We start from the raw sequence: 22,084 nt of genomic DNA on the forward strand, positions 1-22,084 counted from the left end.
AATGACCAATCTAGTCTCCAAATGGAACTACCCCACCACCGTCCGCTTCGGCGCCGGGCGCATCAAGGAACTGCCCGAGGCACTGTCCGCGACGGGCATCAAGAACCCGCTGTTCGTCACTGACCCGGGCCTCGCAAAACTGCCGGTCGTCGCCTCGACGCTGGCGCTGCTCGATGCCGCGAAAGTGCCCCACGGCGTCTTCTCGGACGTGAAGCCCAATCCGGTTGAAGGCAACCTGACGGCCGGCATCGAGGTGTTCCGCAAGGGCGGGCATGACGGCGTCATTGCTTTCGGCGGCGGCTCGGCGCTCGACCTTGGCAAGCTCATCGCTTTCCAGGCCGGCCAGACCCGCCCCGTGTGGGATTTCGAGGACATCGGCGACTGGTGGACCCGCGCCAATTCCGACGCGATCGCGCCGATCATTGCGGTTCCGACGACGGCCGGCACCGGCTCGGAAGTCGGCCGCGCCGGTGTCATCACGCATGAGGCCTCGCACACCAAGAAGGTCATCTTCCACCCGAAGATGCTGCCGGCCATCGTGATCGCCGATCCCGAGCTGACGGTCGGCATGCCGCCATTCATCACCGCCGGGACCGGCATGGACGCGTTCGCCCATTGCCTGGAGGCTTATTGCGCGCCGGGCTATCACCCGATGGCGGATGGCATCGCAGTCGAGGGAATGCGGCTGGTGTTCGAAAACCTGCCCAAGGCCTACGCCAACGGAAGCGATCTGACCGGCCGCGCCCACATGATGAGCGCGGCCGCCATGGGCGCGACGGCGTTCCAGAAGGGGCTGGGCGCGATCCACTCGCTGTCGCACCCGATCGGCGCGCTCTACGACACGCACCATGGCATGACCAACGCGGTGTTCATGCCATACGTGCTCGCCTTCAACCGCCCGGCGATCGAGGAGCGGATCGGCCGCGTCGCCGCCTATTGCGGGATCGACGGCGGCTTCGACGGGTTCGTGGCCGCCGTCATGGACCTGCGGCGCAAGCTGGGCGTGCCGGAGTCGCTGCCCGAGTTTATCAAAGGACTTGCGATGGACGAAGAACGGAAGTCGCTCATCGTCGACATGGCGGTGGTGGACCCGACGGCAGGCGGCAACCCGGTCGAGCTGACCAAGGATGCGGCGCGCGCCATCCTGGAGCGTGCTCTCGCCGGCAGGATCTGAGGAATACTTTCGCGACTCATTGAAGCGAAAGCAAAAGAAAACATGGGCGGGTTGATCAGCCGCAAAATCGCAGAGGCAAGTCATTGCTAGCGCGCTTCAAAGCCGTTAGCTTTTCCTTGCCTTAGAGGGGTTGGACAGCCGGCTTTCATTCGACTGTCACAAGACAAGAATAGCGCAAACTGGGCGCCGGGACGGCGCCGGCTAACGGGAGACAATCACATGTTCAGTTTCACGGGAAAGGTCCTTTCCCTCACCGCCGCGTCGCTGATGGTGACGACGGCGATCGCTTCGGCGCAGAACCTTGCCGAACTCGAAGCCGCCGCCAAGGCGGAAGGCCAACTCACCACCATCGCGCTGCCGCATGACTGGTGCGGCTATGGCGCCGTGATCGACGGCTTCAAGAAGAAGTATCCGGAGATCACCGTCAACGAGCTCAATCCCGATGCGGGTTCGAGCGACGAGGTCGAGGCGATCAAGGCGAACAAGGACAATAAGGGCCCGCAGGCGCCCGACGTCATCGACGTCGGCCTTTCCTATGGCCCGACCGCAAAGGCCGAAGGCCTGATCCAGCCCTACAAGGTGTCGACCTGGGACTCGATCCCGGATGATGCGAAGGACGCGGAAGGCTACTGGTACGGCGACTATTACGGCGTCCTGTCCTTCGAGGTGAACAAGGACCTCGTGCAGAACGTGCCGGAGGACTGGGCCGACCTGCTGAAGGACGAGTACGCCAACTCGGTGGCTCTGGCCGGCGATCCTCGCGCGTCCAACCAGGCGATCCAGGGCGTTTACGCCGCGGGCCTCGGCTCGGGCGCGACCGATGCCAAGTCGGCAGCCGAGAAGGGTCTTGGGTTCTTCAAAGAGCTCAACGCCAAGGGCAATTTCGTGCCGGTGATCGGCAAGGCCGCCACCCTGGCCCAGGGCCAGACGCCGATCCTGATAACCTGGGACTACAACGCGCTCTCCGGCCGCGACACGCTGAACGGCAACCCGCCGGTCGACGTGGTCGTACCGAAGTCCGGCGTGGTGGCGGGCGTCTACGTCCAGGCGATCAGCGCCTATGCGCCGCATCCGAATGCCGCCAAGCTCTGGATGGAGTACCTCTATTCGGACGAGGGCCAACTCGGATGGCTCAAGGGCTACTGCCACCCGATCCGCTTCAACGACCTCGCCAAGAACGGCAAGATTCCGCAGGAAATGCTCGACAAGCTGCCGCCGGCCGCGGCTTACGAGAAGGCCGTGTTCCCGAGCCTTGACGATCAGGCCGCTGCCAAGGAGGCCATCACCAAGCAGTGGGACACCGTCGTCGGCGCGAACGTGCAGTAAATCAAGACAGGCGGGCGGCTTTAAACGGCCGCCCGCCCCGTTCCCGACCAGCAGAATGAGCAATCTCACCGCCTCTGCCGACGTGATCAAAGTCGCGCAGCCGAAAGCGCGATCGCGCCGCCTGCCGACGCACTGGCTCGGCGTTGCCCCCTTCTTCATCTTCGCCCTGATGTTCCTGATCCTGCCGACGCTCTATCTCGTCGTCGGCGCATTCCAGAACAATGCCGGCGAATGGACGCTTGAGAACATTGCCAACCTGTTCCAGCCGTCGATCCTGGCGGCGTACTGGGTATCGATCCGCATCAGCCTTGCCTCCGCCGTGCTCGGCGCACTCGTCGGGCTGGCGATCGCCATCGCAATCGTGCGTGGCGGGCTGCCGGGCTGGGTGCGCTCCGCCACGCTGACTTTCTCCGGCGTCGCGTCGAATTTTGCCGGCGTACCATTGGCATTCGCGTTCCTTGCAACGCTTGGACGCCTCGGCCTCGTCACCGTGCTGCTGCGCGAGGTCGGCGTGAACATCTACGCGCTCGGTTTCAACATCCTGTCCTTCTGGGGCCTGACGCTTACCTATTTGTTCTTTCAGATCCCGCTGATGGTGGTGATCATCACGCCGGCCATCGACGGCCTGAAGAAGGAGTGGGGCGAGGCCGCCGCCACACTCGGCGCGACCACCACGCAGTACTGGCGCATGGTGGTGATCCCGGTGCTTTGGCCGAGCCTGTTGGGAACGGTGATCCTGCTCTTCGCCAACGCCTTCGGAGCGATCGCCACCGCTTACGCGCTCACCGGCTCCTCGCTCAACATCGTTCCGATCCTGCTCTATGCGCAGATCCGCGGCGACGTGCTGCACAACCCGCATCTAGGATATGCGCTGGCTTTCGGCATGATCGTGGTCACTGGGCTGGCGAATGTCTTCTACATCTGGTTCCGCACCAGGAGCGAGAGGTGGCTGAAGTGAGTGCACATCGTGCTCATCTCGGGCCCCCTCACCCGGCCAGCGGCGTACAACTGGGTAGGAGGGCAGCATGAAGCGCTCCTCCGTCTGGGCCTGGATCACCATCATCGTCGGCGCGGCCTACTTCTTCCTGCCGCTGATCGCGACGCTGGAATTCTCGCTGCGCATGCGGCGCGGCGAATATTCGCTGGATGCCTACCGCATCGTCTTCGGCGACGAGCGCTTCCAGGCGACCTTCGGCTATTCGGTGATGATTGCGATCTTCACCATCATCCTCGGCGTGCTGATCGTGGTGCCCACCGCCTACTGGATCAGGCTGCGCATGCCCTGGATCCGCCCGGTCGTGGAATTCATCACGCTGCTGCCGCTGATCATCCCGGCGATCGTCATCGTCTTCGGCTATATCCGTATGTACGGGTCGAACTCGCCTCTGCCGTTCCTCGGCAGCGCGCGCGGCACGGACCTGCTGCTCACCATTGGCTACGCGACGCTGGCGCTGCCCTACATGTACCGGGCGGTCGACACCGGCCTGCGCACCATCGACGTGCGCACATTGACCGAGGCCGCTCAGATCCTCGGCGCGGGCTGGACCACCATCATCGCCCGCATCATCCTGCCCAACGTGCTGATCGCGGTGCTCTCTGGCGCCTTCCTCACCTTCGCAATCGTGATCGGGGAATTTACCATGGCGAGCCTGCTCAACCGGCCCGCTTTCGGTCCCTACCTCCAGAACATCGGCGCCAACCGCGCCTACGAGCCGGCGGCGCTCGCCGTCATCGCCTTCGCGATCACCTGGGGCTGCATGTCGGTCATCCAGGTCCTCTCCCGCTTCGCCCCGAAATCCGCGAACCGGCCGAACTGACAGGAACGGAACATGGCCGAGCCATTCCTCTCCATCCAGGGCGTCAAGAAGTCCTTCGGTCCGACCACCGTCGTGCAGGACTTCAACCTAGACGTCGGCAGCGGCGAGTTCGTGTCCTTCCTCGGCCCATCCGGCTGCGGCAAGACCACCGTTCTGAGAATGGTGGCCGGCTTCGAGGAGCCGAGCGCCGGCAGCATCCATATCGGCGGACGCGACATCACGCGGCTAAAGCCCAACCAGCGCAATGTCGGCATGGTGTTCCAGGCCTATGCGCTGTTCCCGAACCTGACGGTCGCCCAGAACGTCGCCTTCGGCCTGAAGGTCGCCGGCGTGTCCAAGGCGGACTCCGATCGGCGCGTGGCTGAGATGCTCGATCTCATCAAGCTGCCGCAGTTCGGCGACCGCTATCCCTACCAGCTATCCGGCGGCCAGCAGCAGCGCGTGGCGCTCGCCCGCGCGCTCGCGCCCAAGCCGAAGGTGCTGCTGCTCGACGAGCCACTGTCGGCGCTCGATGCCAAGGTGCGGGTGTCGCTGCGCGACGAGATCCGCTCCATCCAGCGCGAACTCGGCATCACCACCATCTTCGTGACGCACGACCAGGAAGAGGCGCTGTCGATCTCGGACCGCATCGTCGTGATGTATGGCGGCAAGGCCGAGCAGGTCGGCACGCCCTTCGAGATCTACAACCGCCCGCAGACCCGTTTCGTCGCGAATTTCGTCGGCACCCTTAACCTGCTCGAGGGCACGGTGACGGACGCTTCTACTGGTGCGGTTCAGGTGGAGGCGCAGGACATTACGCTCCCGCACAAGCTGAACGGAGCGCAGACGGGCGAGGCCGTCTCGCTGGCGCTGCGCCCGGAGGCGATCACGCTCGGTCCCCGCCCCGAGAACGACGCGGTGCTGAGAGGCGAGATCGCCGAGGTGCATTTCCTCGGCTCCGTCATCCGCGTGCGCGTCGGGGTCGGTCGCAGCGTCGTCTCGCTCGACACCTTCAACAACTCGGCGACGCCGCCGCCGACGGTCGGGCAGAAGATCGAGATCAGCTTTTCGTCGAACGACCTGCTCGTGCTGCACTGAGGACGCGCGTGGCAGTTGGACGGCACTAAGTTCCTCCTTACCTAGCTGCTGCGCGGCCTTGTCTCTGGCGCATTGATGTCGAGCGCCTGGTCACACCGCCCGCATGCCTTTGCGCCTGGTTCCTGCCGCATTCCGGCTGGCGCTCGACCGCAGTCGCAGCGTAAAGGTCGTTCTGACGGCGGACTGACCAGGCGGGGGAAATTTGACTTCAGGTAAGACCAGCGATGCGGCAATACGGCTTGGCATCGTCACTATGCTCGTCGGCATTCTGCTCTTCGCGCTGAACGACGTGCTGGGGAAATGGCTTGTCTCGACCTATTCGGTCGGGCAGCTTCTTCTCATCCGAAGCGCGGCGGCGCTCGCCGTACTCGCGCCGCTGCTGTGGCGCAGAGGTCTGAGACCACTGTTCAAGGTGGAGCGCCCGGGCGTGCAGATCCTGCGGGTGACCCTGACCTCGGCGGAGGTCTACTTCTTCTACTTTGCCGTCATGTACATGCCGCTCGCCGACACAATGACCTATTGGTTGGCCGCTCCCATCTACGTCGCTGCGCTTTCGCCGTTCCTGCTGGGCGAGAAGGTCGGCTGGCGCCGCTGGACCGCCATTTTCATAGGCTTCTGCGGCGTTCTGGTGGCGCTCGAGCCCTCGTCCGCCACGCTCAGCGCTCCGGCGCTGATCTCGATCGTCGGCAGCCTTTGCTTCGCCTTCATGATGATCAGCGGCCGGACGCTGCGCGGCACGCCCGATCTCACCCTGGTGTTCTGGCAGACCGCCGGTGCCGGACTTCTCGGCGCCATAACCGCGCCGATCGGCTGGGTGACGCCGAGCGGGCGGGACTTCCTCCTGCTCGCGCTCCTGGGCGTGGTCGCTATGCTCGCGCACGTATGCATCAACAGGTCGCTAAAACTCGCCCCCGCCGCCACCCTGGTGCCGTTCCAATACACGCTGCTCGTCTGGGCGCTGGTCTTCGGCTGGCTGTTCTTCGGCGACGTGCCGCGCCCGAACATCCTGATCGGCGCGGCGATCATCGTCTCGGCCGGCCTCTTCATCTTCTTCCGCGAGCAGAAGGTGAAGAAGGCCGGATAGCGCGGCTATTGCTCGCCGAGCTTCATAGTGGGGTCGTACTCCTTGCCTTCGACATCCTTCACGACGGCTTGGCCGCACATCATGGTCTTGGTCTCGGCGTTGAAGGCATAGGTCGGCGAGCCGAATAGGTGCCAGCCCTTGTTCAAGGCCGCCGTGACCTTGTGGCAGAAGGCGGCGTCGTCAGCACCTGTAAGGAAGCGATAGACTTTCATTACGTTCTCCAGTTCTACGACCTAGTGCGGCCTGCGCGAGCAAGCAGGCGCTCCGCCTGCACAAGGTGCAGGCGCTCAACCATGCGTCCTTCCATCGATATCACCGCTTTGCCGGCGTTCTCCGGCACGACGAAGGCCGCGACGATCCGCTCGGCCTCTCCGACCGCCTCTGGCGAGGGGGAGAAAGCGGCGTTTGCCGGTTCGATTTGGGAGGGATGAATCAGGGTCTTGCCGTCGAAGCCCATGGCGGAGGCTTCCGCGCATTCCCGCTGAAAGGCCCCCAGGTCGCGAAAGTCGTTCGCGACAGCATCCAGGACGCTCAACCCGCCCGCGCGGGCAGCAAGCACGATCTGCATCAGCCACGGCACCAGATAGCGCCGGTCGGGCGTCGCCGACACGCCCGTCTCCTTGGCGAGATCGTTGGTGCCTGCGACGAAGCAGGTCAGGCGGGAACCCGGATCGCGGCCCAGCTCGGCGATCGCCCCGAGGTTCATCATCGCGCGCGGCGTTTCGATCATCGCCCAGATGCGCGGGCCGGAAAGGGAGTCGTCGCCGAGCGCGTCGGCCGCCTGGATGATGTCGCGCGGCGAATCCACCTTCGGCAAGAGCACGGCGTCAGGCTCGAGCCGGCGGGCGAGGGCGATGTCTTCCGCGCCCCATTCGCTCGACAGGGGATTCACCCGCACGACCACCGGCCCGGAATATCCTCCGGGATCGGAAAACCATGCTTCCAGGTTCTTGCGCGCCTCTGCCTTCTGTTCCGGTGCGACGGAGTCCTCGAGGTCGAGGACCACCGCATCGCAGGCGAGGCTCGCCGCCTTGGTGAGCGCCCTCGAGTTCCCGACGGGAACATAGAGGACGGACCGAAGGGGTTTGTCGGAAATCATCGCTGGCCTTCTTGCCGCGACCCGCTGGCGCTTGCAAGGGCTTGCGCCACGCTGGTCTTGCTGCTTGGAAGTGAGGGACCAGCGACACGGGATGAGCATGAGCAGATACGACATTGTCATCGTCGGCGGAGCCATCGTCGGCAGCTCGATTGCCTGGTACCTGCGCCGGGAGGGGTTTTCCGGCTCGATCGCGCTGATCGAGCGCGAGCCGAACTTCACTTATGCCTGCACCACGCTGTCGGCTGCTTCGATCCGCCAGCAGTTTTCGATCGGCGCCAACATCCGCCTCTCGCAGTTCACGCTGGGCCTGTTTCGGCGCCTCCAGGAAGAGTTTGGGCCAGAGGCTGACATCTCGTTCCGCGAAAACGGCTATCTGATCCTCGCCAGCGAGGACGGCCTGCCGGTGCTCAAGGCCAATCACGAGGTGCAGGTCGGCGAGGGCGCCGACATCCTGCTCGAGGGCCCCGAGGCGCTCCAGCGCCGGTTCGCCTGGCTGTCTACTGAGGGCATCGCGGCCGGGGCCTGGGGCCAGACCGGCGAGGGCTGGTTCGATGCCCATGCCCTGCTCGGGCTGTTGCGGAAAGGGCTGCGCACCAAAAATGTCGACTTCATCGCCATCGCAGTAGCGGGCGTGGAGCGCGATGGCGACCGGGTCACCGGCGTCACCCTCGACACTGGCGAGCGGCTCGAAGCCGGCATTATCATCAACGCCGCCGGGACAAATGCCGGCAAGGTTGCTGGGATGGCAGGCATCGCCCTCCCGGTCGAGCCCCGAAAACGCAGCGTCTTCGTCTTCGAGGCGCGCGACAAGTTCGTGGACATGCCGCTGATCGTCGATCCGTCCGGGATCTGGTTCCGGCCGGAAGGCTCGGTCTACATCACCGGCGGCGCAGAATCGGAGGAAGGCGAGGGTCCGGCCGATCCGGGCGACTTCGAGCCGGACTGGCCGCTTTTCGAGGAGATCGTCTGGCCGGCACTCGCCACCCGCATCCCGGCCTTCGAGGCGATCAAGGCGACACGCGCCTGGGCGGGGCACTACGACTACAACACGCTCGACCAGAACGCCGTCATCGGCCCGCATCCGGAAGTGTCAAACTTCATCTTCGCCAACGGGTTTTCCGGGCACGGACTGCAGCAGGCGCCGGCAGTCGGCAAGGCGCTGGCCGAACTGATCGTCCACGGCGGCTACCGAAGCGTCGACTGCTCGGCGTTCGGCTACGAGCGGGTCGCGGAAGGAAGGGCGTTTCGGGAGCTGAATGTGATTTGAGGGTGGGGTGGTCTCGCTCGCGCTGCCGGTTTGCTTCGCGAAGAAAAGGCCCCCTCTCCGTCTCGCCCTTCGGGCTCGCCACCTCTCCCCCACTTCGTGGTGGCGAGGAAGGGCGTCCTACGCCGCGGCCGGCGCTTCCTCGCCCCCTTCAGGGGGAGAGGTGCCGAGCGAAGCGAGGCGGAGAGGGGGCTCGCCGAGGCGAGAAATCCTCATCGCAGCGCCACCGCTTCACCCAAACCGCCACACGGTCGTCTTCTTGACCTCGGCGTCTTCCAGCGCGCGGGTGACGGGTACCTCGTAAACTGCCAGGCGCTCCAACCGCTCTTTCGGCAGATAGGCGCGGCCCGGATCGCCGACCAGGACGGTGGCGCCGCGTGCTGAAAGCGCCTTGAACCAGGGCACCAGCCGCTCCGCGAATTCGCGGTCGTAGAAGACGTCTCCCGCGAGCACGACCTCCCAGCCTTCATCCCTGCCGATGAGATCGATCGCGCTGAAGTCGATCGTCACGCCGTTTTCCTCGGCGTTCAGGGCGACCGCAGCCTCTGAAAACGGGTCGATGTCCACGGCCGTGACCTGGGCGGCACCGCACTTGGCGGCAGCGATCGCGACAAGGCCCGAGCCCGAGGCGAAGTCCAGCACAGTGCGGCCTCTCACCACGTCCGGATTGTCCAGCACATAGCGTGCAAGGCCCTGACCGCCGGCCCAGGCAAAAGCCCAGAACGGCGGCGGCAGGCCGATCTCCTCCAGCTCCTCCTCGGTGCGATGCCAGAGGTCGTGCGCCTCGTCGGCGAGATGGAGGCGGAGTTCCGGCACATGCGGCGGCGCCGTCAGCGCCGTGTTGTCCAGGATGAAACTCGCCCGGTCCCGGTCGCCCGAGCGCTGCTTCGGCCCCGGTCCGTTCACGGCACCGGATCGAGCCCGGCCATGCGGCAGATCTCGCGCCATTCGTCGGGCTGCACGGGCTGCACGGAAAGCCTGGAGTTGTTGACCAGCACCATCTTCGCAAGCTTGGGGTTCTTCTTGCAGTCTTCCATGGTCACCGGCTTCGGCAGGTCACGGACGGCGCGGATGTCGACGCATTCCCAGCGCGGGTCGTCGGTGGTGCTGTCGTGGTGCGCAGGCTTGCAGACCTCGGCGATGCCGACCATTTCGAGGCCCTCATTCGAATGGTAGTAGAAGCCGAGGTCGCCGACCTGCATGGCCCGCATGTTGTTGCGCGCCTGGTAGTTGCGGACGCCGTCCCACTCCTGGCCCGCCTCGCCCTTCGCCTTCAGTTGGTCCCAGGAGAATGCGCTGGGCTCCGACTTGAACAGCCAATATTGCATTTTTCTTTCGCCCCCCATCGGCCTAGGCAGAAGGATTGTTGAAGACCCAATTCCAGGGCCGAATGTCGACCTGCTCGAACAGTCCGGCCTTGGCGTATGGATCGTTTTCGGCGAGCGATTTTGCAGCCGCGATGTCCGCGGCCTCGACGGCGACGAGGCTGCCGCACGGCTTGCCGGCGTCGTCGAGGAACGGCCCGGCGAATTTCAGCGTGCCGGCCGCGTTCAGCTCGTTGAGATAGGCGACGTGCGCCGGGCGGTTGTCGAGCCGGACCTGCAGGTGGTCGGGCTTATCCTTGCAGACGAAGACGTAGATCATCGGTTTTCTCCCCTCATTCCACATTGGGTGTGTCAAAAATAACGGACGTCAATCCGTCTCCGCCTTCAGCGGCCGGCTCATCAGGCTCTCCACTGCTTCGGCAATGCTCATCCGGCCGCCGACGATCATCGCCGTCGCCGCGATGATCGGCGCTTCGATGGACTTCTCTTCCGCGATGCGCGCGGCAATCCCTGCGGTTGCGACGCCCTCAGCGAGCGGACGACCGGAAAGATCCTCCCCCCGTCCAAGCGCCAGCCCATAGGCGAAGTTGCGCGACTGCGCGGTCGAACAGGTGAGCATCAGGTCGCCGAGACCGGAAAGCCCCATCAGCGTTTCGGGGCGCGCGCCGAAGGCCGCTCCTATGCGCCGCAACTCGACGAAGCCGCGGGTGACGAGGGCGGCTTGCGCGCTGGCGCCGAGACCGGCGCCGATCGTCGCGCCGGCAGCGATCGCCAGAACGTTCTTCAAGGCGCCGCCGATCTCCACACCGATCTGGTCGGTGGTCGAATAGCAGCGGAAGGCGGGCGTGGAGAGTTGCGCGGCGAGTTCCGCGGCCAACTCGTCCTGGCGAGCCGCGATCGAGACGGCGGTCGGCATGCCGCGCGCGACATCCGTCGCAAAGCTAGGTCCGGAGAGAGTGGCGCACGGATTTCGTGGGGCGGCCTCGGCTGCGACCCCGGAAAGCAGTTTTCCGGTGTCGCGCTCGATGCCCTTGGCGCACAGGACCAGCGGCGCTCCGGCCGGCAGGTGCGGCGATGCACTTTCCAGGACTGAGCGAAGCGCCTGGGCGGGAACCGAGGCGAGCAGGATTTTCGCGCCAGCCAGAGCCTCGCCGAGCTCTGTCGTCGCGACAATGCCCGCCTCGAAGCCTATGTCTGGCAGGTAGCGCGGATTGCCACCTGCCGAGATCGCCTGTGCTGCCGCGGCATCGCGTGCCCACAGGGCGACATCATGACCGGCGCGCAGTGCCGTCAGCGCGAGCGCGGTTCCCCAGGAGCCGCCACCCAGTACCGCCACCTTGCTCATGCCTTCGCTCCCCTGCGTCCAGCGCCGATCACCGGCGCCGAGACCTGATCGAGCGGCCAGCGCGAGCGCGGGGCAAATCCCATCGCATTATCCTCCACCAGTCCGGCGCGCAGGCGCTCGATGCCTGCCCAGGCGATCATCGCGGCATTGTCGGTGCAGAGGTCAAGCGGCGGCGCGACGAAGCCAAATCCGTTCTCCCGGCAGAGCCCCTGCAGCATGGATCGGATTTGCTCGTTCGCCGCGACGCCGCCGGCGACGACCAGAATCCTCGCGCTGACCTCGAGGAATTCCGCCGTGAAACGCTCAAGTGCCTTGCCGACCCGATCGGCGAGCACGTCGGTTACGGCCTCCTGAAAGGACGCGCAGATGTCGGCCACATCCTGATCGCTCAGCGGCGAAATCGCCGTCGCTGCCTGGCGGACCGCCGTCTTGAGCCCGGAAAAGGAGAAGTCGGGACGCGGCTCGCCCTTCATTGGCCGTGGGAAGGCGAAGCGGCCGGGATTGCCCGCCTTGGCCGCCTTCTCGACATTCGGGCCGCCGGGATAGGGCAGGCCGAGCATCTTGGCCGTCTTGTCGAACGCCTCGCCAAGCGCATCGTCGATGGTGGTGGCCCAGCGCCGGTAGTCTCCGACGCCGCGCACCAGCACGATCTGGGTATGTCCGCCGGAGACCAGCAGCAGCAGATAGGGGAACTCCAGGCCGTCGGTCAGGCGCGGCGTCAGCGCGTGGCCCTCGAGATGGTTGATCGCAATCAGCGGCTTGCCGCTCGCCGCGGCGATCGCCTTAGCCGTCATCAATCCGACGATCAGGCCGCCAACTAGTCCCGGCCCGGCAGTCACCGCGATAGCATCGAGATCCGAGAGCTTCGTTCCGGAATCGGCAATGGCGGCCTCGACCAGCCCGTCCAAGGCCTCGACATGGGCACGGGCCGCGATCTCCGGGACGACACCGCCGAACGCCGCATGCTCCTCGATCTGGCTGAGCACGGGGCTTGAGAGAATCCGCGCAGAGCCGGCATCGTCGAGCGCGACCACGCTCGCCGCCGTCTCGTCGCAACTGGTTTCTATGCCCAGGACACGGATCATACTTGTTTCGGGCCTGTGAGTTGTCGAATGGGCACTACCGGGTTAGGAGAGGCCCGCCGGCATCGGCGCCGGCTGCCTACCATGGACAGGGCCGGATGCAAACAACGCCGCTCAGGATCGGAACTCGCGGAAGCCAATTGGCGCTCGCCCAGGCGCATGAGGTGCGCGCGCGGCTCATGGCCGCGCATTCGCTGCCCGAAGAGGCATTCGAGATCGTGCCCATCGTCACCAGCGGCGACCGCATTCAGGATCGGCCGCTTGCCGATATCGGCGGCAAAGGCCTGTTCACGCAGGAGATCGAGGAGGGGCTGCTGTCGGGCAGCCTCGACGTCGCCGTTCACTCCTCGAAGGACATGCCGACGGTCCTGCCCGAGGGTCTTGATCTCACCGCCTTCCTGCCACGGGAGGATACGCGGGATGCCTTCATCGGTCGCGCGGCGCCGAGCATAGAGGCGCTGCCCCCCGGCTCCAAGGTTGGATCGTCGTCGCTGAGGCGGCAGGCCCTGATCCTGCGCATGCGGCCGGACCTCTCCGTGGTTCCATTCCGCGGCAACGTGCAGAGCCGGATGCGCAAGCTCGACGAGGGCCAGGTGGACGGCACAATCCTTGCCAATGCCGGCCTGAGGCGGCTCGGTATGACCGAGGTCATCACCGACCTGATGCCGTCCGAAACATTCCCGCCTGCTCCCGGACAGGGCGCGATCTGTGTCGAGAGCCGGATCGGGGATCCGCGGATAGACGCACTGTTGCAGCCCATTCATCACCGCGAGACCGGCTTGGCGCTTGCCTGCGAACGCGCCTTCCTCGCGGCCCTGGATGGCTCATGCCGCACGCCGATCGCTGGCCATGCGGTGGTGGAGGGCGAAAAGTTTCACTTCAAGGGCCTCATCATCACGCCGGACGGCCGGATTTCACATGACATCGCGATCGATGGCCCTGCAGCAGATGCTGCCGTTCTCGGCGCAAAGGCGGGCGCGGCGGTGCGCGAGAAGGCGGGCACCACCTTCTTCGAGAGCTGGAACTGAATGCGACATCGCGTTCTGGTGACGCGACCAAGGGGGGAGGCGGCGCGAACCAGCCGCCGCCTCGCCGAAATGGGGTTTTATCCGGTCGAACTGCCGCTCTCCGAGATCGTGCCTGTTTCGTTGGATGTCTCGACCCTTCCGAACGCGTTCGATGCCGTAGCGATCACCAGCGCCAACGCGATCACCCATGCCAGTTCGCCGCTGCTTGCGGCTCTATCGGAGAAGCCCTGCTTCGCGGTCGGCGCCAGGACGGCAGGCAAGGCGCGCGAGGCCGGCTTCGGGCATGTCGAAGAGGCGCAGGGCGATGCTTCCGCGCTTGCCCGCCTCGTCGCTGGGCGCCTCGGAACAGGCGCGCGAATCGTCTTTCCTTGCGGACGGGTGCGGCTCAGCGAACTCGAGAGACTGCTCGGTGGGGCGGGCCTTTCCGTATTCCCGATCGAGACCTACGACAGCCGCCGCGTGAACTATGATTCCTCGACGCTGGAGGGAGTGCTTGGCGGGGAACCGATTGACGCCGTGCTTCTTTATTCGGCGAAGGCCGCCGAACACTTCTCCGGCCTTGCATGGTCTCAGGCAGCATCGGAGGCTCTCCGGGGGGCGCGGTTTCTCTGCATGTCGGCGCGGGTTGCAGGCAAGCTTGCCGACGTGCCGTCGACGCGCATCGAGATCGCCTCCGAGCCCACGGAAGACCTCCTGCTGCGGCTTCTTGGCGCGCCGACTCGCTGCGGAGAGGCGAGCTAGCACCCGCCTCTTTTCAGCCCGAGACCGTGTGATAGGTAGGAACAAAGCTCCGGTGCGTCGGGGCAGGAGAGAGGACGGAGGCCGTTGATGGTCAAGACACCAAGGACCCGCCATTCCAAGACGCAGCGCGAGCCTTTGACCATCGACCTCGATCCTGCCGATGTTTCCCGGTCCGCCGGAACTGAAAACGATGACATCTCGGCCGAGACCAGCGGAGCGCGCCGCAACGACGCGGTCAACAGCGACGGCTTCGCCTCTGCCGATCTTTCCGGCGAGCACGGCGGCGCGACCGAAGCGGCGTCGGACGGCTCACCCGATCGGGAGACGGACCCGCCGGTAGGTGAGTCGCTGAATGTGGACGGGAACGAGGCCAGGGGCAGCGAATCCACTCCGGAAACCAGCGTTGATGAACCGCCTGCCACCGAAACCGGCACGGCGGCGCAGCCGGAGCAGGAGTATCGTCCGGCCGAATCGGTGCAGGAGCCCTCGGGCTACAGCTTCGATGAGACGAACAAGGCGGATCCGGATCCGGAGAAGCCAATGCCGGAAGCACCGGCACCGAAACGCGGAGACGGGTTTTCGCGCATTGCCGCCGGCGTGATCGGAGCGGCTGTCGCGCTCGCCGGCGCCGGCGCGCTGCAATATGCCGGTGTTTTGGGATCTCCGGCCGGAGGCCAAGCCGAAGTAACCGGAGGCGGAGAGCAGTGGGGCTCCGAGATCGAAAGCCTTCGCCAGGAGATCGAGGCGCTGAAGGCCGGCACCGGCGCCGCTGTCGCAGACGGGGCGGCCGTCAGCGACCTCACGGCCCGTGTAAATGACCTGTCGGGCGGACTGGAGGCGGTCAAGTCCGACCTCGCGGCCTTACGCGAGGCGATCCCGGCCGGCGGCAATGGCAGCGATGCAGCGGGTCTGCAGGCGCTCGACACCCGCCTCAAGGAGGTCGAATCGAGATTGACCGCGCTGCAGCAGCGTGAGGTGCCGAGCGCTGGCGACCTCGCCGCTCTCGGCGACCGCATCGTCGCCCTGCAGGGTGAGGTCAAGTCGGCCGTCGGTGCGTCCTCGAACGCAAACGAGCGGCTCGCGACGCTCGAAAGCTCGGTGCAGGCGCTTGCCTCCCGCGTCGATGCGCAAGCGCAGCAGCCAAAAATCGCGCTGGCGATCGCGACGGCGGCGCTGAAATCGGCCGTGGAGCGCGGCGCACCCTTCGCGGCCGAGCTCGAGACGTTTGCCGCGATCGCACCGGCGACCCCGGAGACCGAAGCTCTTCGCGCGCATGCAGAGCAGGGAGTTGCCACCCGCGACGATCTCGTTCGGGAGCTTGAGCCGGCGGCTTCGGCGATGATCGGCGCCGCCAACCCTGTCGATCCGAATGCCGGCTTCTTCGACCGTCTACTGCACAGCGCCGAGTCGCTGGTCACCGTGCGGCCGGTCGGCGAAGTGCAGGGCGAGGGTGTGCCTGAGATTGTGGCGCGGCTGGAGGCGGCGCTGAAGGCCGGCGATCTCGACAAGGCAGTCGCCGAGTTCGACAGTCTTCCGGAAAACATCAAGGCCGCTGCGGGATCGTTCGGCGAGCGGCTGAAGGCGCGGCGCGACGTCGAGCAAGCGGTCGATCAGGTCGTCGCCGGCGCGATGAAGGCCTGAGGGGAGGGCAGATGATCAGGATACTGTTCTTCCTTCTCGTCGTCTTCCTGCTCGGGCTGGGCTTTGCCTGGCTGGCCGACCGGCCCGGCGACATGGTGGTGACCCTCAGCGGTTATCAATACCGGGTCAGCCTGATGGTGGCGGCGGTGGCCGTGGTGACGGTGGTCGCGGCCGTGATGATCCTCTGGTGGCTGTTGAAGGCGATCTGGACCAGCCCCTATACGGTCGCCCGCTATTTTCGGGTGCGGCGGCGCGACCGCGGCTACCAGGCGCTGTCGACCGGCATGATCGCCGCGGGAGCCGGCGACTTCGATCTCGCCCGCCGCAAGAACCGGGAAGCGATGAAGCTGATCCGCTCGGATCAGGAGCCGCTGATCCAGCTCCTGGACGCGCAGGTGTCGCTGCTCGAAGGTCGCCACGACGAAGCCCGCCAAAAATTCGAGGCGATGGCCGAGGACCCGGAGATGAAACTCCTCGGGTTGCGCGGCCTCTATCTCGAAGCCGAGAGGCTCGGTGACCGTGAGGCCGCCCGGCATTATGCGGCCCGTGCCGCCGAAGCCGCGCCGCAACTCGGCTGGGCCGCGGATTCCACCATCGAGCAGAGGATCGCGGAAGGCGACTGGGACGGCGCCTTAAAAATCCTCGACGCGCAGAAATCCACGCACCAGGTGGACCGTGAACTGGCGGCCCGCCGCCGCTCGGTGCTGCTGACTGCAAAGGCCAACGCGCTGTTCGACACGAATTTTGCCATCGCCAAGGCCGCGGCACTGGAAGCCAACAGGCTGCGCCCGGACTTCGTACCGGCGGCACTCGTAGCCGCCCGCGCCCTGTTCCGCGAAAGCGATCTCCGCAAAGGCGCCAAGGTCCTCGAAGCGGCCTGGAAGGCCACCCCACACCCCGGCCTGGCCGACCTCTACGTCCATGCGCGGCACGGTGACTCGGTGAACGACCGGCTGGTGAGGGCGAAGAAGCTCCAGTCGCTGAGGCAGAACAATGCGGAGTCAGCGCTGGCCGTCGCCCGCGCGGCCCTCGACGCCGGAGATTATTCCCTCGCCCGCGAGCAGGCCGAGTCGGCGATCCGCATGCAGCCGCGCGAAGGCGCCTGGCTGCTCCTGGCCGACACCGAGGAGGCCGAGACCGGCGATGTCGGCAAGGTTCGGGAATATCTCGCCAAGGCGGTGCGCGCGCCGCGCGATCCCGCCTGGGTAGCGGACGGATACGAGTCGGACCGCTGGGCGCCTGTGTCGCCGGTCACCGGGCGCCTCGACGCGTTCGAGTGGCGCGTGCCGGTCGAGCGCCTCGGCGCGCTGATCGAGGCAGACAGGGAGCGGGCCCAGATCGAGGAAGCACCCGCACTGGCGGCTCCGTTGCCAGTAGCGCCCGCGGAGCCGGCGGCAGCACCGGCTCCGTCCATGCCGGCCCCTGTCGTGGCAGCATCAAGTCCAGCCCCACGAAAGCCGGAGCCCCACCTGCCGGCGGCTTTCTCGGCATCGTCGGAACCGGTCGTCAACGGCGTCGTGGCCGCGGAGAGCAAAGACAGCGTTGTACCACCGTCGCCCCAGGCCGGACTTGTCGAGGCGCTCGACGGAGCCGGGCAGGAGCAATCCTCCGAAGCCGCCACGCAAGACCGTCGCACGCCGCCGGCTGCCGAGATCACGGTGCCGATGCCGCCGGATGATCCTGGCGTCGACCCGCTGGAGACGGTAAAGGCAAGGCGGCGCTTCGGCCTGTTCTGACGAGACGAAGATGGCGGACGGCTTGATCGATAGGGTGATCGCGTTCCTGCGGGATTTGCCGGGACGCGAACAGACGGGTTCCCGCTCCGCCGAAGATCCCCGAGTGGCTGCGGCCGCCCTGCTCTACCATGTGATGGACGCCGACGGCGTCCGCCAGGACGTCGAGTGGGACAGCATCAAGCGAATCCTGGCCGATACGTACAAAGTCGGGGGGCGCGAGCTCGACGACCTTGTGAAAGCTGGCGAGCAGGCCGAGCAGGAGGCGGTCGACTTCTACGCCTTCACCAGTGTCTTGAAGCGGCATCTCGACGAAGAGCAGCGAATCGCCTTTATTCGGCTGCTCTGGGAAGTCGTCTATGCCGACGGGGTCCTTCATGAGCTGGAAGATCATACGCTATGGCGTGTGGCCGATTTGATGGGTGTCGATCAGCGCGACCGGGTGCTTGCCCGGCAGGACGCGGCCCGCAAGGCTCAGGGCCCAAAGGGCACGGCGACCGATGATTGATCGGGGGCGGGGCGGCAAGCGGCCGCGCATCCTCGTCGTGCTTCACCAGGAACTCTCCAGTCCCGGCCGCGTCGGCCAGATGCTCGTCGAGAATGGCTTCGACCTCGATATAAGGCGGCCGCCGCTGGGCGATCCGTTGCCGGACACGCTGGCCGAGCACGCCGGGGCGGTCGTCTTCGGCGGCCCCATGAGCGCCAACGACAAGGACGAGTTCATAAAGCGGGAGACCGACTGGCTCTCCGTACCGCTGGTCGAGAAACGGCCGTTCCTCGGCATCTGCCTCGGTGCGCAGATGCTGGTGAACCATCTCGGCGGGTCGGTCGACAGCCACCACGAGGGGCTGGTCGAGATCGGCTGGTATCCGCTGCGCGCCACCGAGGAAGGCAGGGCGCTGATGCACTGGCCGGAGATGGTCTATCAGTTCCACCGCGAGGGCTTTTCCCTACCATCGGGGACGACGCTGCTAGCGACCTCCGAGACCTACCCCAACCAGGCCTTCCGATATGGCGAGAATGCCTGGGGCATTCAGTTCCACGCAGAACTCACGCGCGTCATGATGCAGCGCTGGGTGGTGCGCGGCGCAGAGCGGTTCTCACTGCCGGGGGCGCAGCCCGGCCGCGACCATCTTGGCGGGCGCCTGATCTGGGACATGCACCTCAAGCAGTGGCTGGTCGAATTCCTGGATATGGTGTTCGGCGGCCCGGAACTCCGGGCGCAAACCGCCGATGCTAGGCGCGGCCGTCGAGATGGCGGACTTTCCGTAATTTCGGAAATAGCCAGCTCCAAAGTCCGGCCACCGCAATAGCGCCGGCGCCGCCGAACACGACGGCGGGCACGGTGCCGATCCAGGCGGCCATCATGCCCGCGCGGAACTCGCCCAGTTCGTTCGACGCGCCAACGAAGACCATGTTCACCGCGTTGACGCGGCCGCGCACCTCGTCGGGAGTCCATAGCTGGATGAGCGTCTCGCGGACATAGACGCTGACCATGTCGGTCGCGCCGACCAGGGCAAGCGCCAGGATCGACAGCCAGGTGGCCGTCGAAAGACCGAAGACGACGGTCGAGACGCCGAACAGCGCGACGAAGACGAGCAGGATGACGCCCGCCTTGTCGCGTAGCGGATGGCCGGCCAGCCAGATCGCCACAAGGATTGCGCCGACGCCAGGCGCAGCGCGAAGCAGGCCGAGGCCCCACGGTCCGAGCACCAGAATGTCTCGCGCATAGACGGGCAGCAGCGCGACCGCCCCGGAAAGCAGCACCGCGAAGAGGTCGAGCGAGATCGCTCCCAGCACCACCTTCTCCTTCCAGATGTATCGGAAGCCGGCGAACAGTGTGTCGAGTGTCGGGCGCTCTGTGCCACTGCGCTGCGCGGGGCGAGGGATGACGAAGATCAGCACGGTGCTTGCAGCCATCAGAGCCGTAGCGACACCGTAGGCCGCCTCTGCCGAAATGCCGTAGAGCAGGCCGCCCGCGACCGGGCCCACGATCGTCGCGGTCTGCCAGGCGGAGGAGTTCCAGGCGACCGCATTGGCGAAGTCCTTGCTCGGGACGAGATTGGCGACCAGCGAAGCCGCCGCGGGGCCGAAGAAGGCGCGCGCCAGGCCGAATACCGCCAGAACGGCGAAGATCGGACCGGGTCCGGCCAGACCGTGGAAGGAGAGGAGAAGCAGCGCCAAGGCGCAGAGCGCCTCCAGGGACGCCGAAAGACCCATAATATGCCGTCGCCCAAAGCGGTCGGCGATCGCTCCGGTCACAAGTACGAGGAGAAGCGAGGGGATGAACTGGATGATGCCGACCAGCCCGAGATCGAACGGATCGCGCGTCAGATCATAGATCTGCCAGCCGACGGCCACTGAAACGATCTGCGTGGCGAAGGTGGCGAGGAAGCGTGCGGACCAGAAGACTAGAAAGGAGCGGTGCCGGAAGGCGGCAAAACGGTGATCAGCGGCGAGTGAGGACATGCGCTCGGGGAAGCCTAGGCGGGGAGGGGATCGCTCCGCTTATCCCATTCCGCGCGGCATGGATACCTGCAGCCGGCCATGACGTCGTTCGGGAGCTGAGCGGGTGCAGTCGCTCCCGGTCAGTGCTCGGTCAGCGCCTCGTTGAGCAGGTCGAGATCGACGTAGAAGAAACGCACCAGGCAGCGCTCCACCTCTTCAGGGGCGAACCCCTGATCCCTGAGGTAGGAAACGGCCTCGAAGACGGCCCGCCGCTCGACGAGCTGCATCTTGGCGTCGTCCCGCACCTCGAAAGAGGGGTCGTTGAGGAAGATCCGATGACTGGCGGAAAGGTCGTGCATGTCCGTCCCCGAGCGATACATGCGAATCATATTCGCTTAAGGATAACGCAATCTTACCAATCGCAACACCCGGCAGAAGCTATGGGCGCGGCTTTGCCTGAAACCGCACCCCGAAGGGTTGGGCCTACTCCTCGCTGATCGCGTAGCCGGCGCCGCGCACGGTGCGGATCACATCCGGTAGCCGCCCCGTGTTGACGGCCTTGCGCAGCCGGCCGACATGGACGTCCACCGTACGCTCGTCGATGTAGATCGTCTCCCCCCAGACATTGTCGAGGAGCTGGCCGCGCGAAAATACGCGCCCTGGATGCCGCATCATGAATTCGAGCAGCCGGAATTCCGTCGGGCCGAGCTTGACCTCCGCCTTCTTGCGATAGACGCGATGCGACTCGCGGTCGAGCACGATGTCACCCACCTTCAGCACGGAGGACAGGACCTCCGGCTTGGCGCGCCGCAGCAGGGCCTTCACCCGCGCGATGAACTCCGGCATCGAGAACGGTTTCACCAGGTAGTCGTCTGCGCCGGTGGCGAGGCCGCGCACGCGGTCGCTCTCCTCGCCGCGCGCGGTGAGCATGATGACGGGCAGCCGCTCCGTCTCCGGCCGCATCCTTAGCCGGCGGCAGAGCTCTATCCCTGAGACCGCAGGCAGCATCCAGTCGAGCACGAGCAGGTCAGGGACGTTCTCCTGCAGGCGCAACTCGGCTTCGTCGCCGCGCTGGATGACCTCGACCTGATAGCCCTCCGCCTCGAGGTTGTATCGGAGAAGCACACCCAGCGGCTCCTCGTCCTCCACCACCATGACTTTGGGAGCGATCATCGCCTTCCCCCGCCTCTCATTCGCTGATGCTGCTCGACATTTCGTCGAGCTTCGGGCGCTGAAGCGGCAGTTGCGTGCCGGTCAGCACATAATAGGCGTTCTCCGCGATGTTGGTCATATGATCGCCGATACGCTCCAGGTTCTTCGCGCAGAAGAGGAGGTGCGTGCAGGGCGTGATGTTGCGCGGATCCTCCATCATGTAGGTGAGGAGTTCCCGGAATATCGAAGTGTATTTGACGTCGATCTTCTCGTCATCGATGCGCAGAGTCTGAAGTTCCTGCGGCTTGCGGTCGGCGTAGGCTGCGACGATGTTGCGAATCTGGCCGAGCACCAGATCGGCCATCTCCTTGATGCCGGTCGAGAGAGCCCGCGGGGCCGTGATCTTGCCGATAGCGCCGACACGCTTGGCGACGTTCTTGGCCAGGTCGCCGACGCGTTCGAGATCGCCAGCCATGCGGATTGCGCCGATTACCGCCCGCAGATCCTGCGCCATCGGCTGTCGCTTGGCGATCAGCGTGATTGCCCGATCGTCGACTTCGCGCTGTTTGGCGTCCATGAGCTTGTCATCGGCAATCACCTGCTGAGCCGTGGCCTCATCGGCCTCGAGCAGGGCGTCGATGGAGGCGGACACCATGGCAGCCGCGAGATCCGACATCTCGCGGATCAACTGATCGATCTGACGAAGATCCTGGTCGAACGATGAAACAGTGTGCTCGCGCATCTAACT

24 protein-coding genes are annotated in these 22,084 nt (G+C 65.7%); 13 read left to right on the forward strand and 11 right to left on the reverse strand.

Going from position 1 to position 22,084, the window contains the following annotated elements:
• Position 1: 1 nt before the first annotated feature.
• From HUI96_RS15200 to HUI96_RS15225, 6 genes are all read left to right on the forward strand, one after another.
• A complete protein-coding gene (locus tag HUI96_RS15200) occupies positions 2–1,174 on the forward strand; it encodes an iron-containing alcohol dehydrogenase (RefSeq protein WP_188255503.1) in 1,173 nt (390 codons plus the stop codon).
• Between the two features lie 219 nt (positions 1,175–1,393).
• Entirely contained in the window at positions 1,394–2,500 is a 1,107-nt protein-coding gene (locus tag HUI96_RS15205) for an ABC transporter substrate-binding protein (protein ID WP_188255504.1), read from the forward strand.
• A 55-nt stretch (positions 2,501–2,555) separates the two neighbouring features.
• Positions 2,556–3,458 (forward strand): ABC transporter permease, encoded by a 903-nt coding sequence (locus HUI96_RS15210; protein WP_188255505.1) that lies wholly within the window; start codon positions 2,556–2,558, stop codon positions 3,456–3,458.
• Between the two features lie 67 nt (positions 3,459–3,525).
• Entirely contained in the window at positions 3,526–4,317 is a 792-nt protein-coding gene (locus HUI96_RS15215) for an ABC transporter permease (RefSeq protein ID WP_188255506.1), read from the forward strand.
• 12 nt (positions 4,318–4,329) lie between these two features.
• Positions 4,330–5,394 carry an ABC transporter ATP-binding protein gene (locus tag HUI96_RS15220; protein ID WP_188255507.1) on the forward strand — a complete coding sequence of 355 codons (1,065 nt, stop codon included), beginning with the start codon at positions 4,330–4,332 and terminating at the stop codon, positions 5,392–5,394.
• A gap of 202 nt (positions 5,395–5,596) precedes the next feature.
• Positions 5,597–6,478 (forward strand): DMT family transporter, encoded by an 882-nt coding sequence (locus HUI96_RS15225; protein ID WP_273033182.1) that lies wholly within the window; start codon positions 5,597–5,599, stop codon positions 6,476–6,478.
• Between the two features lie 5 nt (positions 6,479–6,483).
• On the opposite strand, the gene HUI96_RS15230 is transcribed toward HUI96_RS15225, so the two are convergent.
• Entirely contained in the window at positions 6,484–6,690 is a 207-nt protein-coding gene (locus HUI96_RS15230; protein ID WP_188255508.1) for a DUF1737 domain-containing protein, read from the reverse strand.
• A gap of 14 nt (positions 6,691–6,704) precedes the next feature.
• Positions 6,705–7,577, reverse strand: coding sequence for an HpcH/HpaI aldolase/citrate lyase family protein (locus tag HUI96_RS15235; protein WP_188255509.1), 873 nt, complete (start codon positions 7,575–7,577; stop codon positions 6,705–6,707).
• Between the two features lie 97 nt (positions 7,578–7,674).
• Here HUI96_RS15235 and HUI96_RS15240 point away from each other — a divergent pair, with 97 nt between their 5' ends.
• On the forward strand, positions 7,675–8,844 hold the full coding sequence (locus tag HUI96_RS15240) for an NAD(P)/FAD-dependent oxidoreductase (protein ID WP_188255510.1): 1,170 nt from the start codon (positions 7,675–7,677) through the stop codon (positions 8,842–8,844).
• 228 nt (positions 8,845–9,072) lie between these two features.
• On the opposite strand, the gene HUI96_RS15245 is transcribed toward HUI96_RS15240, so the two are convergent.
• From HUI96_RS15245 to tsaD, 5 genes are read right to left on the reverse strand one after another with little or no spacing between them, the layout of a single operon-like run.
• Positions 9,073–9,789 carry a class I SAM-dependent methyltransferase gene (locus HUI96_RS15245; protein ID WP_188255511.1) on the reverse strand — a complete coding sequence of 239 codons (717 nt, stop codon included), beginning with the start codon at positions 9,787–9,789 and terminating at the stop codon, positions 9,073–9,075.
• Complete coding sequence (locus tag HUI96_RS15250; protein WP_188255512.1) at positions 9,744–10,169, reverse strand: EVE domain-containing protein; 426 nt, start codon at positions 10,167–10,169, stop codon at positions 9,744–9,746. The genes HUI96_RS15245 and HUI96_RS15250 overlap by 46 nt, the downstream gene beginning before the upstream one ends.
• A 22-nt stretch (positions 10,170–10,191) precedes the next feature.
• Positions 10,192–10,485, reverse strand: coding sequence for a YciI-like protein (locus tag HUI96_RS15255; protein ID WP_188255513.1), 294 nt, complete (start codon positions 10,483–10,485; stop codon positions 10,192–10,194).
• Between the two features lie 48 nt (positions 10,486–10,533).
• Positions 10,534–11,511 carry an NAD(P)H-dependent glycerol-3-phosphate dehydrogenase gene (locus HUI96_RS15260; protein WP_188255514.1) on the reverse strand — a complete coding sequence of 326 codons (978 nt, stop codon included), beginning with the start codon at positions 11,509–11,511 and terminating at the stop codon, positions 10,534–10,536.
• A complete protein-coding gene (gene tsaD / locus HUI96_RS15265) occupies positions 11,508–12,596 on the reverse strand; it encodes a tRNA (adenosine(37)-N6)-threonylcarbamoyltransferase complex transferase subunit TsaD (RefSeq protein WP_188255515.1) in 1,089 nt (362 codons plus the stop codon). The genes HUI96_RS15260 and tsaD overlap by 4 nt, the downstream gene beginning before the upstream one ends.
• Positions 12,597–12,691: 95 nt before the next feature.
• On the opposite strand from tsaD, the gene hemC reads away from it, so the two are divergent.
• The 6 genes from hemC (at position 12,692) to HUI96_RS15295 (ending at position 19,049) form a co-directional block, all read left to right on the forward strand.
• Positions 12,692–13,621, forward strand: coding sequence for a hydroxymethylbilane synthase (hemC, locus tag HUI96_RS15270; RefSeq protein WP_188255516.1), 930 nt, complete (start codon positions 12,692–12,694; stop codon positions 13,619–13,621).
• On the forward strand, positions 13,622–14,362 hold the full coding sequence (locus HUI96_RS15275; protein ID WP_188255517.1) for a uroporphyrinogen-III synthase: 741 nt from the start codon (positions 13,622–13,624) through the stop codon (positions 14,360–14,362).
• 87 nt (positions 14,363–14,449) lie between these two features.
• Positions 14,450–16,003, forward strand: coding sequence for a COG4223 family protein (locus HUI96_RS15280; RefSeq protein ID WP_188255518.1), 1,554 nt, complete (start codon positions 14,450–14,452; stop codon positions 16,001–16,003).
• Positions 16,004–16,014: 11 nt separating this feature from the next.
• The gene (locus HUI96_RS15285) at positions 16,015–17,739 is read left to right on the forward strand and encodes a heme biosynthesis protein HemY (protein ID WP_188255519.1); all 1,725 of its coding nucleotides are present in this window, start codon (positions 16,015–16,017) and stop codon (positions 17,737–17,739) included.
• Between the two features lie 22 nt (positions 17,740–17,761).
• On the forward strand, positions 17,762–18,244 hold the full coding sequence (locus tag HUI96_RS15290; RefSeq protein ID WP_188255578.1) for a TerB family tellurite resistance protein: 483 nt from the start codon (positions 17,762–17,764) through the stop codon (positions 18,242–18,244).
• Positions 18,237–19,049, forward strand: a complete 813-nt coding sequence (locus tag HUI96_RS15295; protein WP_188255520.1) for a glutamine amidotransferase — start codon at positions 18,237–18,239, stop codon at positions 19,047–19,049. The genes HUI96_RS15290 and HUI96_RS15295 overlap by 8 nt, the downstream gene beginning before the upstream one ends.
• Here HUI96_RS15295 and HUI96_RS15300 read toward each other — a convergent pair.
• The 4 genes from HUI96_RS15300 to phoU form a co-directional block, all read right to left on the reverse strand.
• Entirely contained in the window at positions 18,973–20,205 is a 1,233-nt protein-coding gene (locus tag HUI96_RS15300) for an MFS transporter (RefSeq protein WP_188255521.1), read from the reverse strand. The genes HUI96_RS15295 and HUI96_RS15300 overlap by 77 nt on opposite strands.
• Before the next feature lie 119 nt (positions 20,206–20,324).
• Complete coding sequence (locus tag HUI96_RS15305) at positions 20,325–20,543, reverse strand: hypothetical protein (RefSeq protein WP_188255522.1); 219 nt, start codon at positions 20,541–20,543, stop codon at positions 20,325–20,327.
• A gap of 124 nt (positions 20,544–20,667) precedes the next feature.
• The gene (phoB, locus tag HUI96_RS15310; protein WP_188255523.1) at positions 20,668–21,357 is read right to left on the reverse strand and encodes a phosphate regulon transcriptional regulator PhoB; all 690 of its coding nucleotides are present in this window, start codon (positions 21,355–21,357) and stop codon (positions 20,668–20,670) included.
• 16 nt (positions 21,358–21,373) lie between these two features.
• A complete protein-coding gene (phoU, locus tag HUI96_RS15315; protein WP_188255524.1) occupies positions 21,374–22,078 on the reverse strand; it encodes a phosphate signaling complex protein PhoU in 705 nt (234 codons plus the stop codon).
• Between the last annotated feature and the right edge of the window lie 6 nt (positions 22,079–22,084).

Origin of the sequence: Pseudaminobacter soli (ex Zhang et al. 2022), assembly GCF_014595955.1 — a bacterium.
GTDB classification, from domain to species: Bacteria; Pseudomonadota; Alphaproteobacteria; order Rhizobiales; family Rhizobiaceae; genus Kumtagia; species Kumtagia pseudosoli.